Genomic DNA, 15568 nt, shown 5'->3' with positions numbered 1-15568 from the left:
ACCAACCAAGTTGAGTTTAGCCTAGCGTAGAAGAGGAGAGAGTTTAGATGAGAAAAAGTAACAAAGCACTGGGAGTTTTTCTGTCCGTTTCCATGATGTTGACATTGGCTGCGTGCGGGGCAAAGCCTGCTGAACAGCCGCAAACGAAGCCGGAAACGACAACGTCTGGGGCCAAGCCTGCGGACAAAACCTACTCCATCGGGATTTCACAGTTCGTGGAGCATCCGGCGCTCGATGCCATTGAAAAAGGGATCGTCGACGGATTGGCGGGTGCAGGTTACGAAGACGGGAAAAACGTGAAGGTTGATTTGCAAAATGCACACGCGGATATGAGCAATACCGTGTCAATCGCGCAGAAATTTGCAGGTGATAACAAGGATATGGTCATCGCGATCGCGACGCCGACCGCTCAGGCAGCGGCCAAAGCGATTGCAGACAAGCCGGTCATTTTTAGCGCAGTAACCGATCCTGTAGCGGCAGGCCTGGTTGGGTCCTTGGACAAACCAGACAAAAACGTGACGGGAACTTCCGATAAGCTTTCGATGAAGAAGCAGCTCGAACTGGTCAAAGGCTTCATGCCGAACTTGAAAAAGTTGGGCGTGCTCTACACGACTTCCGAGGTGAACTCCGGAGTCCAGGTGCAGGAGCTGGAAGACGCAGCGAAAGAGATGGGCGTCGAAATCGTCAAAGCAGGTGTCAGCACAGGGTCTGAAGTGCAGCTTGCCACGCAATCGCTGGTCGGCAAAGCAGATGCAGTGTTGATTCCGGTCGATAACACGGTAGTTTCCGCAGTTGAAGGCGTGCTGATGGCGGCAGAGGCCGCGAAGCTGCCTGTGTTTGCTTCTGATACGGATACGGTGAAACGCGGCGCCATTGCCACTTACGGAATCGATTACTACAAGATGGGCAAGCAAACCGGCGAAATGGCAGCACGAATCCTTGGCGGTCAACAAATCACCCAAACCCCGGTGGAAGTATCCAAAGAAGCAGACCTTTATATTAATGAGCAGGCGGCAGCAAAATTTGGGTTATCCATACCTGAAGATTTGAAGAAGTCAGCGAAAGAGATCGTGAAATAACGCTCATTGATGAGAAAAGGAGCCTGTATTCGACTACGAGCTCCTTTTCTTTGTTTTCTGGGCGATTTCTAAATTAAATGAAGTGGGGGAGTTAAGATGTTCAAACAGAGAAAGAGCAAGCTAACCGTCTCATCCGTTTTATGTACATTGTCGCTTTTGTTTGTTACAGCGTGTGGGCAGCAAAGTGCTGCTCCGGCAGAGAACAAGCCGGCAGAGGCACCGAAGCAGGAAAGCGCGCAGCCAGCTGCGGGTAAACAGGTGAAAATCGGTATCGTGCAAATCGTAGAGCATCCTGCGTTGGACGCGGCTCGCGACGGATTCATCGCTGAAATGGCGAAACAAGGCTACAACGATGGGAAAGAAGTCGTATTTGACAAACAATCCGCGCAAGGTAGCATGGATACGGCAACTTCGATCGTGCAGAAGTTCCAGGGCGATAAAGTGGACATGATTTTTGCCATCGCGACCCCAACCGCTCAAGCGGCGGCGCAAAACATCAAGGACATCCCGGTTGTCTTTACAGCGGTTACGGACCCGGTTGTCGTTGGCCTGGTGAAATCGATGGACAAACCGGAAGGCAACCTGACCGGTACAACCGACATGAACCCGGTTGAAGATCAGCTGGCATTGGTCAAAGATTTGAAAGCGGATGCGAAAAAAGTAGGAATCATCTACAACGCAGGGGAAGCGAACTCCAAAGTTCAGGTTGACCTCGCGAAATCCGTTTCCGGCAAATTGGGTCTGGAAATCGTGGAAGCTTCCATCAGCAGCCCGACAGAAGTGAAACAAGCGGCTGAATCGTTGGTAGGAAAAGTCGATGCGATCTACGTGCCAACCGATAACATGGTGGTTTCGTCCATCGCAGCGGTCATTGGCGTAGCGGAAGCGAACAAAATTCCGGTTGTCGCTGGTGAAGAAAACTCCGTCAAGAGCGGTGCAATCGCAACATACGGTATCCAATACGACAAACTGGGTGCGCAAACAGCTGACATGGCTGTGAAAATTCTCAAAGGCGAAGCGAAACCTGCTGACATGCCTGTAGAAAAACAAGCGGAAATGAAACTGATCGTCAACAAGAAAGCAGCTGAGAAAATGGGTGTGACCCTGCCGCAATCCTTGCTTGACAAAGCGAATGAAGTAATCGACCAGTAATGGAATGAGGCCGATGAAGCCTTGCAAATGAGGAGGAAGCTATGAGTGTCGCAATTAATGGAGCCTTAGAACAGGGGTTGTTATTCGCGCTGCTGGCGCTTGGCGTTTATTTAACCTTTCGTATTCTAAACTTTCCTGATCTGACGGTGGACGGGAGCTTTGCCTTGGGCGGAGCCATCGCCGCCAAAATGATCATTGACGGCTACAGCCCTTTTCTGGCCACGCTGATCGCCTTGATAGGCGGCGCGCTGGCGGGAATCGTGACGGGACTGTTGACCACCAAAGGAAAAATAAATGGTCTGTTGGCAGGGATTTTGACGATGATCGGGCTGTATTCGATCAACTTGAGGATTATGGAGGGCCGTGCCAATCTGCCGCTCTTGCGCGAAGAGACGATCTACACCATGCTGAAGGACTTGCATTTTCCTGACCTGGCCATTGGTGGAACGACCTGGATCACAGGTGTTGCGATACTCTTCCTCCTGTTTGTTGTGATTATCAAGCTGATTATCGACTGGTTTCTGCATACTGATTTGGGGCTTGACCTGCGGGCGACCGGCGACAATTCGACGATGATCCGCAGCTTCGGTGCGAATACCGATTCCACCACGATTATCGGTCTGGCGCTGTCCAATGCGCTCGTGGCGGTCGCTGGTGCTATGATCGCGCAATACCAAGGATTTGCTGACGTCGGGATGGGGACAGGGATGATCGTCATCGGTCTGGCCTCCGTAATCGTCGGGGAAGTGTTGTTCGGCCATATGACGATTTTCCGTGCCACAATCGCGGTAATCGGCGGTTCTGTGGTATATCGTCTGGTGATTGCGCTCGCGCTGCGCGCCGGCTTGCAGCCGTCGGACATGAAGCTGATCACGGCGCTGATCGTCGTCATCGCGCTGGTGTTCCCGACCGTATTCAAAAACGTTTGGAAAAAAACCGCCAAAACCGCGAAGGAGGGAAAATAAATGCTGACGATCTCCAAAGCAGGCAAGGTGTTTAACGCAGGCACAATCAATGAAAAAGTCGCATTGAAGCAGATCGATCTGCATCTGGCTCCCGGTGATTTCGTAACGGTGATCGGCGGTAACGGTGCGGGGAAATCGACGTTGATGAACCTGATCTCGGGCGGATTGCTCCCTGACAGCGGCACGATCACGATCGATGGCCAAGATGTTACGCGCAAGAAAGAGCATCAGCGCGCGTCGCTGATCGGCCGGGTTTTCCAGGACCCGATGGCGGGTACAGCACCGAACATGTCCATCGAAGAAAACTTGGCGATCGCCTATGGTCGCGGCAAAAAACGGACGCTTTCGTTCGGCGTGTCGGCGGCGAAGCGGGAGCTGTTCCGCGAGCAGCTGAAAGTTTTGGACCAAGGGTTGGAAAATCGGCTGAAAGCAAAGGTGGGCCTTCTGTCCGGCGGACAACGCCAGGCGCTCAGCTTGCTGATGGCGACCTTCACCAAGCCGAAAATCTTGCTGCTTGACGAGCATACAGCGGCGCTCGACCCGAAACGCGCCGCGCTGATCGTGGATTTGACCCGCAAAATCGTGGAGCAGAACAAGCTGACCACCCTGATGGTCACGCACAACATGGAGCAGGCACTGCACATGGGGAACCGTTTGCTGATGCTGCATGAAGGGAATATCATCCTCGATATTCCGCAAGAGAAAAAACAGCAGATGACAACCAAAGACTTGCTGAGCGCCTTTGAAGAGGCGAGGGGCGAGGCATTCACCGAAGACCGTTATATTTTGGGCTAGAAAACAGCCTGCATACCATCGCTACGGCCGCGTCGAAGTTCGATGCAGCCGTAGTTTACGCACAAATTTATTTAGTGGAAAATTAAAGTTTTTACCAAGATTCAAATTTGTTGTACAATAGAGCGTGTACGTTCCATTTGGACATTTGTCTACAAACGAAAGAGGGGGTTCCTACAATGAAAAAACAGACAAAGATCGCATTGCTTTCAACAATGTTCGCCGTTACAGCAGCGCTGTCCGGTTGCGGCCAAGCTGCGAAGGCCCCGGAAGGCAATGCCAGCACAGGCGGCGGAGAGCAAGCTGCTGCCGGTGACCAAAAAATCGTCATTGGTTCCGTAGGGCCGCTGTCCGGTTCTGCTTCCGACTACGGCTCTACTGCCTTGCAAGGTGAAGAGTATGCGCTCGCGCAAAAGGCAGAAGATTTTAAAAAGCTGGGCTTCACTGTTGAATTGTCCAAGCAGGATGACCAGGCAGATCCGAAGCAAGGCGTAGCCAGCGCAGAGATGCTGATCTCCGATCCGAATGTACTGGCTGTCGTGGGCCACGTAACGACCGGTTCCTCGATTCCGGCAGCGGCGAAATACGATGAAGCGGGCCTCGTCATGGTATCCCCTTCGTCCACAGGTTCCAACCTGACGGATGCAGGCAAAAAAGTCGTACACCGCATCTGCGCGCGCGACGATCAACAAGGTACCAAAGCTGCGATTTATGCGAAAAACCAACTGGGTGTGAAAACCGCGTTCTTGATCCATGACAAAGGTGCTTATGGACAAGGCTTGGCTGAGCAAGTGAAAAAGCAATTTGAAAAAGACGGCGTGCAAGTGCTGGCATTTGAAGGCGTAACCGCTGGCGAGAAAGATTACAGCGCGATCGTCAACCAAGTGGTTGCAAAAAATCCGGACATGATCTACTTTGGCGGCTACTATGCGGAAGCAGGCATCATCGTGAAGCAAGCGCGTGAAAAAGGCTTCAAAGGCCCATTCATGGGTGGCGACGGTCTCGACTCCGCTGACATGCTGAAAATTGCCGGCGATGCGGCAAACAACGTTGTATTCACGTCCACAGTCGGCGACCTTTCCGGTTCTGACGAAGGCAAAAAATGGATTGCAGATTTTGAAAAAGCGACTGGCAAAAAAGTCGGTATCTTCACTTCTTTCGGCTATGACGCGATGAACGTAACCTTGAACGGCTTGATGGAAGCAATCAAAGCAAACGGCGGCAAAAAACCGTCCCGTGAACAAGTATTGGATGCGATCCACAAAACAAGCGATTTCCAAGGCCAATTCGTAAAAGTCAGCTTCGACGAAAAAGGCGACAACAAATTTGCGCAAGTATTTGCGTACAAATATGACAACAACAACAAAGTATTCATCGGCGAAGTAAAAGAGTAAGAAAGCGAAAGCCGGCACCGTGCCTTCCGAAAGGAAGCGAGGGTGCCGGCTTTTTTGTTTACAAATAATTTTATCCAGTGGCGCTGTCGGGTTTTCTCAGGCACAATAATAGTTAACAGGTACAGAAATAGAAAGGAATAATATGAATGGACATCAGCCCATTGCTTGATGAAAAGCTCGATGAAGCCATGTACATGCAGCTTTATCGTTATTTTAAAGAAGAGATTCAGTCTGCCCGGATTCCGGCGGCCACGCGCCTCCCTTCCATTCGACAGCTGTCCATCCATTTGCAGGTAAGCAAGACGACCGTGCTGATGGCGTACCAGCAATTGCTCGCGGAAGGGTATATCGAAAGCAGGGAACGGAGCGGCTATTATGTCGTGCAGCTGGAAGCGGACTCGCTGGCCGCGTCTGATTCCGCAGAAAAGCAAAATGACAGTCAACAGGAGCAAGAAGGGAATCGCATCCTGTATGATTTTTTCATGTCCGGGATCGATCTGGACCATTTTCCGTTCGACGTGTGGCGGAAATGCTACCAGCAAAGCATGCAGCTTGAGGAAAAAGATTTGCTTTTTTACGGGGATAACCAGGGGGAAACGGGGCTGCGCGAGGCCATTTGCCAGTACCTGTACCAATCAAGAGGCGTGAATTGCTCGGCGGAGCAGATTGTCATCGGCCCTTCCACCTATGCGCTCGTGCAAAGCTTGTGCCAGCTACTTGAATTGGAACGCAAGGACGTTGCGGTGGAAGATCCGTGCTACCCACGGGTACGGGACGTGTTTAATCGGCTTGGGTTCCGGCTGGTGCCCATTCCGCTCGAATCGGACGGCATCAGCTTGGAACGGTTGCAAGAGAGCAACGCGGAGGTGGTGTACATCACGCCTTCCCACCAATATCCGTTAGGGATGGTCATGCCTGTTGCCAAACGGCTCAAGCTGCTGGCTTGGGCGGCGGAGCGGGATGCGCTCGTGATCGAGGATGATTATGATGGGGAATTCCGCTATCGGGGTAAGCCAATTCCATCTTTGCAAGGATTGGACCGAAACGGAAACGTCATCTATGTCGGCACGTTTTCCAAATCGTTGATGCCGGCGATCCGGATCAGCTATATGGTGGTGCCGCAGCGTCTGCTTGGCCGCTACCGCAGCGGGTTGATCACCTATGACCAGACTGCCTCAAGGCTGCATCAAAGAGCCTTGGAGCTGTTTATGCAATCGGGAGAGTGGGAGCGCCATATCCGCAGAATGAGGACGCTTTACCATAAAAAGCATGCCGCGATGCTGCAGGCGATTAGGACGCATATGGGGGAGCGGGTCATCATCACCGGGCAAGACGCCGGCCTCCATCTCGTGCTGGAAGTCAAAAGCAAAGAGTCGGCCGATACGCTTGTAAACGTTGCGGAAGCGCATGGCGTGAAGGTGTACAGCACCGAGCCGATGTGGCATGAACGCAAGGAAGGAATGCGCCCGCTGCTGCTGCTTGGTTTTGGCGGATTGCCGCTTGCGCACATCGAGCCAGGAATTGAACTTCTGAACCGGGCGTGGACACCATATTATGAGAAATAAACAAACCTGGTCAAGGACCAGGTTTGTCAAAACAGCGGAATCGTCAATTCGTGGAGCGGTCGTCCGTCTTCTGCGCTCGCTTCAAAGAGCGTAATGGCAAGCGGTTGGCTATACGCGGTCAGCATGGTCGTATCCAGTTCGATTTGAAAAGTGCCCCAGTCGGGACCGCCCTTGCTTGCAGTCGTGTATCCGCTGGTTACATGCGACTGTCCGCTCGTGACAACATAGTTGACGGTCGCCTCGAATACGCGAGCTTCCCCGCTGATCACATAATGGCCGAACGCGGTCTTCTCTACGGTAACGTTGCGGAACGCTTCGTTTTGATACACCTTCCCTTGATCGCTTGCAGGCGCATTGAAGGCGAGCATGTCCTCATAAGGCACGAATCCGACGGAAACGCCGAATGTCAGCGCAGTGAAGAGCAGCGATTCTCCCATCTTCATTTGCATGGCTGTCCTTCCCTCCAGATGTTGATCCAACGCTCTTTCTAGTATGGGCATTTTCACGCCGCTAAAACCTGACGCACAAGCGCTGGAAGCGGCAGCCTGAGCGAACAGGATTTTGCTGGCTGGCATCAATTTGGTTCTAGCGTGCATGACATAAGTAGGATAGAATCTATAGGACAGGGCTTTTTAGAGGAGGAGAAACTATGGGATTTTGTTGTGGTGCTGGAATGATCGGATCATTTGGAAGTGTACGCCATTACAAAACAATGGTTCATCATGTTCCGATTATGTACTGCCCGGTTTGTGACCGGATTGAGGTTCTGCCGGCAATTGCAGGAGAATACGAAATCCTCGTAGAATACGCACAAGGGGATAATGCACCTGAAGTCGATTTCCGTGAGTTCGTCAATGTTGATCATATAGCAAACATTTTCGAGAATTGTGTTATGATAGATGCAGGAAATAATTTTGGTGATATTTTAAAGCAGCAAATCGATTTATCGCTTGATTTACTGGGTGCCGCTAAAATGTTGGAAGACGATAGCTGGAGAAAGATGCTGAACGATCGTTTGGTCAAATTGACAGAGCGCCTGCAGCAGTTCAACAAACGGAAGCAAACGTCAAACCGCAGCGCATAATAAAGAAGAAGCATAGAAAGATTGTCGCCGCTTGGGAGGAAAGGTCCATGTTTCAAATCAAAGGCGTTCATCACATTGCGTTGAATTGCCGTGATGCGATGAAGGTTGCACTCTTTTTTAAAGAAATTCTGGAGATACCGATTTCGCTGGAAAACCGGGTAGAAGGCGACCCGATTTATTTTCAATTTGGCGATATGACAAGAATCGGATTGCACCAGGCAACCATTGATGGGCGAAATGGTTTTGGACAGGTAGATCATATCGCATTTACCGTCGCATCGCATGATGAACTTGACTATCTAGTCGATAAGCTGGAAACCCGCAATATTTGTTATCGTGGACCGATCGAACGTCCGACCAGCTTTAACCTCTATTTTGAAACGCCGGACGGACATCATCTGGAAGTTCGGTTGGATAAGGATGAGGCTGATGACACCTAGACCAGGTGTCTTTTTTTTTGTAAAAGAAAAATGGGAAATATCACCATCTAAATGGAGGAATGAAGATGAAGACATTTGTACTGCCGGTAAATGGCACCTATGCACAGGATCAATCCGTGACGGTGTTTACGAGCTGTCTGTGGCAAACGACATCGACGGTGGTGGAAACGCCTGAGCGCTTGTTCGTGTTTGATCCGGCATATTTTCCGCATGAGCTCGAAGCGATCGCTGCTTTTGTAAGCTCGATTCGCAAAGGTCGGCCGATCATCCTCGTGCTGACACATGGCGACTGGGACCATATAGCCGGATTCAGCGCTTTTGCCGATGCGACGGTTGTGGCACAGAAACAGATCCTTGCCGAAGGAAGGCTGCAAGATCAACTGGGCAAAGTTTTGTCGTTCGACGAGCGGTACTATGTCGATCGTAAGCAAGCTGGCCTGCTGCCGCGCATCGATCGCGCCATTGATGGAGATGAGCTTGTCGATCTGTGGGGCGTCCGCTTTTTGCCGGTGCCTGGCCATACGAAAGACATGATGGCGACGCTCTTCGTGGAGCAGAAGTTGCTGGTCATGGGCGACATGCTGTCCGATCGGGAATTTCCGTTCATCAACGATAGCATTGCCTATACGGACAGTTTGGCAAAAATCGGGCGGCTGGCAGTAGCTGGCGACATTCAATTGCTTGTCCCCGGCCATGGCGCGCCGGCAGGAGCTGACGAAATCGTGGAGCGCATTCGCTGCGATCAAGCATACATCGAAGAAGGAAGGCGGATCGTCCGCGAAGGCCGTCAAAACGGTTGGGACAAGGAAGAGACGAAAGCGAAGTTTCTTGGCATGACCTATCGCGAACAGCCGATTGCAAAAGGGATAGCTGATATGCACGCAGGGAATTTCGAAGTGTTTTGGGAAGAGGATGTTTTGTCGAATCAATAGCAATTTGCAAAATTTGCCATTATTTTGTTCAGGCCATCGACAAAGGTAGTCATCCGCCCCAATCCCTCGTCAAAGGATTCGACGCTGCCAAAAACGAAAACGATTGGCAAACGAACGAAGCGGGGGATGGGAATGGCGGACGGACTGGCGCGATTGCTGGAAGGGTTTTGTGAACGACTCGAGAAAAAGACGTTTTTGAAACGGTTGACGCGCGATTGGGACAGCCGCGTCCGCATTAGTCCGGTTGAAGGGGAAGGCGCCGTGACGCTCATTTTCGCGCGGGACCGCATTCCGCTGGTGACATGGGCAGACACCGATCCCGTCAATCTGGTGATCACCGGTGGCGAGCAAGACTTGGTGCAACTGCTTAGCGGGAATGAGTGGGAACTGCTGCATGCCCAGCAAAAGGTGGCCGCGCGCGGCGCAATCCGCGATCAGCTTAAATGGGAAGCGCTGCTTCGCTTGACTTGTGCAACGAATTAGCAGCCGAGGAGAAAGTATGTTATAATAGGTGCTGGAAGTGGTCAGACCAATTTTGGGGATGGTCTTCCGGCATTCGCAAGCACAGCTCGGCGATATGCCGAGTTTTTCTTATTTACGCTTGCTCAAAAGCGTGGCTCATGCCTGCAAGTCCCAAAGAATCAGGAAAGACACGGCAGGGCACCGTATACATAAGGTGTACCACCTGAGTGGCGGACGCAAGAAGCAGTCTACACCATTCCCGAGAAAGACAGGCCCTTCACATTTTATTCACACCTAAATTTAAAATTATGTAGCTTATTTCGGTAAATGTGATATACTAATTACAAATTCAACGAGAGATAGAATCACATTGACGATTTGTGATTAATGGAAGGGAGATCGTTCACAAATGGAAACGAAGACGGTAAATCAACTTACTGACGTACTCGCTGCGGCAAATACACAATACAATCTTTCGGTAGCTCAACTGGTCGAGATTGCTGTTAAGCGGGGAGAAGGTGTGCTCACAGACAAGGGTGCACTTAACGCGTTGACAGGCAAGTTCACCGGTCGTTCCCCGAAAGACAAATTCGTTGTGGACGAAGCATCCGTTCATGACAAAATCAACTGGGGACCTGTGAACCAACCGATTTCCCGTGAAAAATTCGACATTCTCTACGCGGATGTGATGGAGCATCTGCAAGGCAAAGACCTGTTTGTTTTCGACGGTTTTGCCGGTGCGGAGAAGACATTCCGTCTGCCGATCCGTGTAGTAAATGAATATGCATGGCACAACCTGTTTGCTCGCCAATTGTTCGTTCGCCCATCCGAGGCGGAATTGGCTGATCATAAAGCGGAATTCACCGTCGTATATGCACCTAGCTACAAGGCGAATCCTGCGGTTCACGGCACCAACTCCGAGACGTTCATCGTCATGAGCTTTGAGCAAAAAGTGGTGCTGATCGGCGGAACCGAATACGCCGGCGAAATGAAAAAATCCATCTTCAGCGTGATGAACCTGCTCCTGCCTGAGCAAAATGTTTTGTCGATGCACTGCTCGGCAAACGTCGGCAAAGATGGCGATGTCGCTCTGTTCTTCGGTCTTTCCGGCACAGGCAAAACGACGCTGTCGGCTGACCCTGACCGCAATCTGATCGGTGACGACGAGCATGGCTGGTCTGACAACGGCGTATTCAACATCGAGGGCGGATGCTACGCGAAATGCATCAATCTGTCGGAAAAAGGCGAGCCGCAAATCTGGAACGCCATCAATTTCGGTACGGTACTGGAAAACGTGGTCGTGGATGAAAATACGCGCAAAGCGGACTACGACAGCGCGAAATATACAGAAAACACACGTGCGGCGTATCCTGTGGAAATGATCCCGGGTGCGGTTATTCCGGGTGTTGCCGGTCAACCAAGCGTTATCATTTTCTTGACCGCCGATTCCTCCGGTGTCATCCCGCCGATCTCCAAATTGAGCAAAGAGCAAGCGATGTACCACTTCCTGTCCGGTTACACCAGCAAAATGGCGGGCACAGAGCGCGGCGTAACAAAACCGCAAGCCGAGTTCTCCACTTGCTTCGGTTCCCCATTCCTGCCATTGCGTCCGGTTGTCTATGCGGAAATGCTCGGGAAAAAGATCGATGAGCACAATGCGCGCGTTTATCTGGTCAACACAGGCTGGACGGGTGGCCCTGTCGGCGTGGGAAGCCGCATGAAGCTGGCGTACACGCGCGCGATGGTAACCGCTGCTTTGAACGGCGAGCTGGAGAAAGCGGAGTTCGTTGCAGACCCAACGTTTGGCGTACAAGTGCCTACTTCTTGCCCGGACGTTCCTGCAGAAGTCCTCTTGCCGCGCAACACATGGGCAGACAAGGCAGCATATGACAACCAGGCGAAAGAACTGGCTCAGTTGTTCATAGAAAACTTCAGCAAAAAGTTCCCGGGTGCAGAAGCGATCGCTGAAGCGGGACCAAAAGCATAATCGACACCACAAGCAACCAACCGTGCAGAACCGTATCTGCACGGTTCTTTTGTAATGAAATGGGGGAATCAAGGATGAGCGAGGTCGTCGCGTTGGGCGAATTGCTGATCGATTTCACGCCGGCAGGCAAATCGGAAAAAGGCAATCAGCTGTTTGAAACAAATCCAGGGGGCGCTCCTGCCAATGTGCTGGCAGCTGTCGCGCGGCTCGGGGGAAAAACCGCCTTCATCGGCAAAGTGGGGGCGGATCAATTCGGCCGTTTTTTGCAAGAAGTGCTGGAGGGCATGGGGATCGATACGTCTGGCCTGTTAGTGACGGATGAAGCGCAGACAACGTTGGCTTTTGTGCATCTGGCGGCGGATGGCGACCGTTCCTTCAGCTTTTATCGCGATCCCGGTGCCGATGTGCTGTTGCGCGCGGACGAGCTTCGGACAGAATGGTTCGGGCACGCTCGATTTTTTCATTTCAGCTCGAATTCGTTGACCGCGGAGCCGGCTCGTTCTGCTACGCACAAGGCGATCCAGCTGGCAAAAGCGCAAAAAGCGCTGATTTCGTTCGATCCCAATATCCGGCTCCCGCTCTGGAAAGAACCTCACCGGATCAAAGAGCAGATTGAGGCATGTCTTCCGCATGTGGACGTTTTGAAAGTGTCCCGCGAGGAGCTGGAATTCGTGACCGGATGCAGCGATCTTGCGGAAGGAACGCTGTGGCTGCATGAGAAGTATGGCATCCGGGTTGTTTTTGTCACGCTTGGAGCAGAGGGCTGTTATTTCCGTGCTGGGGAGCAGACGGGGATGCAGGCAGGCTATACGGTGAAGACGGTCGATACGACAGGCGCGGGGGATGCTTTTTGCGGAGCGGTGCTCTATCGGCTGCTCCAACTCTCCGACCCGTCGGCCTGCCAGGTCGAACAATTGGCTGAGATCGTCGATTTCGCCAATGCGGCTGGCGCACTGTCTACCACAAAGATGGGAGCGATCCCCGCGATGCCGACTCGTGCCCAAATCGAGCAGCTGCGCAAACGGTGACAAGCCGATGACGATTGCGCCTGGAGCTTTGCACCCGGGGGCAATTCTGCTACACTAGAGCCAACATGTAATCGACGGAAAGGGGCGAGTGCGATGCCGACAACTGTACAACAACCGGTCTCCACCTTGTCATTGAAGGAATGGGCGGTAGCCGTCAAGGCATTGGGCGAAGGAAAACAGATCATCACGGTCCGCAAAGGCGGATTGTATGAGGAAACGAGAGAATTTAAGCTTGAAAACAACACCTTTTATCTCTATCCTACATATGAGCACCAAAATGCGGAGATGGTGAAGCCGCAGTACCATGCGCTGCTGAATGCGACGCTGGAAGGATGGAGCATCGAAAAGCCGACCGTAGAGATCGAATACTTTGCGGAAATCACGGACGATGTGGAGCTGATGGACGAGCAAAAGCTGCGTGCCCTGGCGCCATTCCATATCTGGAACGACAATTTTGCAGACGTCCGCCTGCACTGGAAGAAAAAACAGCCGCTGCACATTTTGTTCGCACGCGTATACAAGCTGGCAAAACCGTTTGAACTGCCGATCGACGAGTCCTACAAAGGCTGCAAGTCGTGGCACAATCTGCTCCAGGAAGTCACGCAGCAAGGCTTCTCGCCGGTGCTCTCCGACGAGGAGTACGAACAGCAGCGAGCTGCCGTGATGCAGATTTTGAACAGCTAACAATCGCACAAACAAACCCAGGGAGTTTTTTGACACTCCCCGGGTTTTCTGTTTGAATGGGGCAAAAGAGAATCGTTCTCAGTTGTTGGCCAGCTTTTGCACCAGCTGCGGCAGCCAATCGTTCAAGTCGTTGAAGGGAAAGCCGGCTTGCTTTGCTTTGGCAGTGCTCATGTGCCAGGAGTCGGGGACGCCGAATGGCGAGATGTCCGCTGCATCGGTTTCTGCTGCGGTCACAGCCCGTTTGTCCACCGCTTCTTCGATAAGGTGTAAGAGCGACCCGACGGTGATGCTTCCGTTCGAGCAAGCATTGACGGGGCCGGTCAGATCGCTTTTTGCCAACCAGGAGAGAAAGCGGGCCGCTTCATCCGACAAAATGAAGGAAAGCAGGGCAGCGGGATTGGGCACGCCGATCAGCTTGCCTGTGGATACGCGTTCGATCTGGTCGTGGAGCCGTTTGGTATAATCATCCTCGCCCAAAACGATCGGAAAGCGGACAGCTGCAACGGGGAAGTTCGCTTGCTGGAAAAAGACAGCTTCTGCCTGACGCTTGCCTTCCTGGTAGGTGACAGCGGCGCGTGTTCCCGGGACGATCGGGTACGTCTGTGGAGCGAAATCGGCTTCTTCCAAAGCTTTCGGCCCAAAGTCGTAAACCGACAGCGTCGAGGTCAACAAATAGCGCCCGACTCGCCCGTCGAAAGCAGCGTTTGCGTCCAAAGCATTTTGAGCAGAATAGCAAATGTTGTCGTAGACGATGTCCCAATCTTGCGTCCTGGCGGCATCTTGAAGGGAGCGCGCGTCGTCCCGGTCGATGACCAGCCGCTTGACGTTTTGCCCGAACGGATCGGCTGTGAGACCTCTGGTCGCGACGGTTACATCCGCGCCGGATTCAAGCAGTTTATGTACCAATCGTTTGCCGAAAAAACGAGTGCCGCCCAACACTAAAATTTTTTCCATGTGATCCACCTCCAGCTTCATCATACCATTCACAGCGTGTGCAACGTGAATCGAAATGTGCTGGAGAACGCAAGCGGCTGTAGCCTTTTTCGCATCCATTCCTCACGTCTAGCCTCAAGATTGCTACTATATACTAAACATAAACATTTAAAAAATACAGATATAGTTCCAACCTTGCTTTATAATTATTCTTATTATAAAATGGTAATTGAGAATGGAATGAGAATGTTAGAAGAACGAAAACGGAGGGAAATGTTCGATGAGTGTACCACATCTGCAAATAAACAATCTGCGTGCGAAAATTGAGGACAAGGAAATTTTGAAAGGTCTTTCGCTGGAAATCAAGGGTGGCGAAGTTCATGCCATCATGGGTCCAAACGGTACGGGTAAATCTACCCTCGCATCCACTTTGATGGGCCATCCGAAATACGAAGTGACTGAAGGCTCTGTTTCGCTCAACGGCGAAGACGTATTGGAAATGGCAGTTGACGAGCGTGCGCGCGCAGGTCTGTTCCTGGCGATGCAATACCCATCCGAAATCAGCGGTGTGACCAACTCCGACTTCCTGCGCTCCGCAATCAATGCGCGCCGTGAAGAAGGCAACGAAATCTCCCTGATGAAATTCATCCGTGAAGTCGACAAAAAGATGGGCATTTTGGAAATGGATCAATCTTTCTCCCATCGTTACCTGAACGAAGGCTTCTCCGGCGGTGAGAAAAAGCGCAATGAGATTCTGCAAATGATGATGATCGAGCCAAGCATCTGTATTTTGGATGAGATCGACTCCGGTCTCGATATCGACGCGCTTAAAATCGTAGCGAACGGCGTGAACGAAATGCGCTCGCCTGATCGCGGCTTTTTGATCATCACGCACTACCAACGTCTGCTCAACTACGTGAAGCCTGATTTCGTACACGTTATGATGCAAGGCCGTATCGTGAAATCCGGCGGACCTGAGCTTGCCGAGCGTTTGGAAGCGGAAGGCTATGACTGGGTAAAAGAAGAGCTTGGAATCGTAGACGAAACTGTAAACGCTGGCGCGTAAAGAAG

At 51.9% G+C, this 15568-nt stretch carries 16 protein-coding genes; 14 read left to right on the top strand and 2 right to left on the bottom strand.

Features of this window, described 5'->3' with window-relative positions:
- The first annotated feature begins 47 nt into the window (after positions 1-47).
- From ACTID9_RS24460 to pdxR, 6 genes are all read left to right on the top strand, one after another.
- Positions 48-1079 (top strand): ABC transporter substrate binding protein, encoded by a 1032-nt coding sequence (locus tag ACTID9_RS24460; protein ID WP_441067591.1) that lies wholly within the window; start codon positions 48-50, stop codon positions 1077-1079.
- 96 nt (positions 1080-1175) lie between these two features.
- Positions 1176-2231, top strand: coding sequence for an ABC transporter substrate-binding protein (locus ACTID9_RS24455; protein WP_441067589.1), 1056 nt, complete (start codon positions 1176-1178; stop codon positions 2229-2231).
- A gap of 41 nt (positions 2232-2272) precedes the next feature.
- The gene (locus ACTID9_RS24450; protein ID WP_441067587.1) at positions 2273-3196 is read left to right on the top strand and encodes an ABC transporter permease; all 924 of its coding nucleotides are present in this window, start codon (positions 2273-2275) and stop codon (positions 3194-3196) included.
- Entirely contained in the window at positions 3197-3991 is a 795-nt protein-coding gene (locus ACTID9_RS24445) for an ABC transporter ATP-binding protein (RefSeq protein ID WP_441067585.1), read from the top strand.
- 176 nt (positions 3992-4167) lie between these two features.
- Positions 4168-5382 (top strand): branched-chain amino acid ABC transporter substrate-binding protein, encoded by a 1215-nt coding sequence (locus ACTID9_RS24440; protein WP_441067583.1) that lies wholly within the window; start codon positions 4168-4170, stop codon positions 5380-5382.
- A gap of 146 nt (positions 5383-5528) precedes the next feature.
- On the top strand, positions 5529-6947 hold the full coding sequence (gene pdxR, locus ACTID9_RS24435; protein WP_441067581.1) for a MocR-like pyridoxine biosynthesis transcription factor PdxR: 1419 nt from the start codon (positions 5529-5531) through the stop codon (positions 6945-6947).
- A 26-nt stretch (positions 6948-6973) separates the two neighbouring features.
- On the opposite strand, the gene ACTID9_RS24430 is transcribed toward pdxR, so the two are convergent.
- Positions 6974-7396, bottom strand: a complete 423-nt coding sequence (locus ACTID9_RS24430) for a Gmad2 immunoglobulin-like domain-containing protein (protein ID WP_441067579.1) — start codon at positions 7394-7396, stop codon at positions 6974-6976.
- A gap of 200 nt (positions 7397-7596) precedes the next feature.
- On the opposite strand from ACTID9_RS24430, the gene ACTID9_RS24425 reads away from it, so the two are divergent.
- The 7 genes from ACTID9_RS24425 to ACTID9_RS24395 all read left to right on the top strand — a co-directional run bounded on the left by ACTID9_RS24425 (position 7597) and on the right by ACTID9_RS24395 (position 13564).
- Positions 7597-8031: a hypothetical protein gene (locus ACTID9_RS24425; protein WP_122919275.1), complete on the top strand. Its 435-nt coding sequence runs from the start codon at positions 7597-7599 to the stop codon at positions 8029-8031.
- A 47-nt stretch (positions 8032-8078) separates the two neighbouring features.
- Positions 8079-8471 carry a VOC family protein gene (locus ACTID9_RS24420; protein ID WP_441067577.1) on the top strand — a complete coding sequence of 131 codons (393 nt, stop codon included), beginning with the start codon at positions 8079-8081 and terminating at the stop codon, positions 8469-8471.
- A 65-nt stretch (positions 8472-8536) separates the two neighbouring features.
- Entirely contained in the window at positions 8537-9403 is an 867-nt protein-coding gene (locus ACTID9_RS24415; protein ID WP_441067575.1) for an MBL fold metallo-hydrolase, read from the top strand.
- Positions 9404-9535: 132 nt separating this feature from the next.
- Positions 9536-9886 carry a hypothetical protein gene (locus ACTID9_RS24410; protein ID WP_441067573.1) on the top strand — a complete coding sequence of 117 codons (351 nt, stop codon included), beginning with the start codon at positions 9536-9538 and terminating at the stop codon, positions 9884-9886.
- Positions 9887-10274: 388 nt separating this feature from the next.
- Entirely contained in the window at positions 10275-11852 is a 1578-nt protein-coding gene (gene pckA, locus ACTID9_RS24405; protein WP_441067571.1) for a phosphoenolpyruvate carboxykinase (ATP), read from the top strand.
- A gap of 74 nt (positions 11853-11926) precedes the next feature.
- Positions 11927-12880, top strand: coding sequence for a carbohydrate kinase family protein (locus ACTID9_RS24400; protein ID WP_441067569.1), 954 nt, complete (start codon positions 11927-11929; stop codon positions 12878-12880).
- A 93-nt stretch (positions 12881-12973) separates the two neighbouring features.
- Complete coding sequence (locus ACTID9_RS24395; RefSeq protein WP_441067567.1) at positions 12974-13564, top strand: DUF1802 family protein; 591 nt, start codon at positions 12974-12976, stop codon at positions 13562-13564.
- A 78-nt stretch (positions 13565-13642) separates the two neighbouring features.
- On the opposite strand, the gene ACTID9_RS24390 is transcribed toward ACTID9_RS24395, so the two are convergent.
- Complete coding sequence (locus ACTID9_RS24390; protein WP_441067565.1) at positions 13643-14518, bottom strand: NAD-dependent epimerase/dehydratase family protein; 876 nt, start codon at positions 14516-14518, stop codon at positions 13643-13645.
- Between the two features lie 259 nt (positions 14519-14777).
- On the opposite strand from ACTID9_RS24390, the gene sufC reads away from it, so the two are divergent.
- Entirely contained in the window at positions 14778-15563 is a 786-nt protein-coding gene (sufC, locus tag ACTID9_RS24385; RefSeq protein WP_441067563.1) for a Fe-S cluster assembly ATPase SufC, read from the top strand.
- Positions 15564-15568: the final 5 nt, after the last annotated feature.

The organism is Brevibacillus fluminis, from assembly GCF_052072235.1.
GTDB classification, from domain to species: domain Bacteria; phylum Bacillota; class Bacilli; order Brevibacillales; family Brevibacillaceae; genus Brevibacillus_D; species Brevibacillus_D fluminis_A.
The sequence above is the reverse complement of the archived record's forward strand: the minus strand, read 5'-3'. Positions and strand labels throughout refer to the sequence as shown.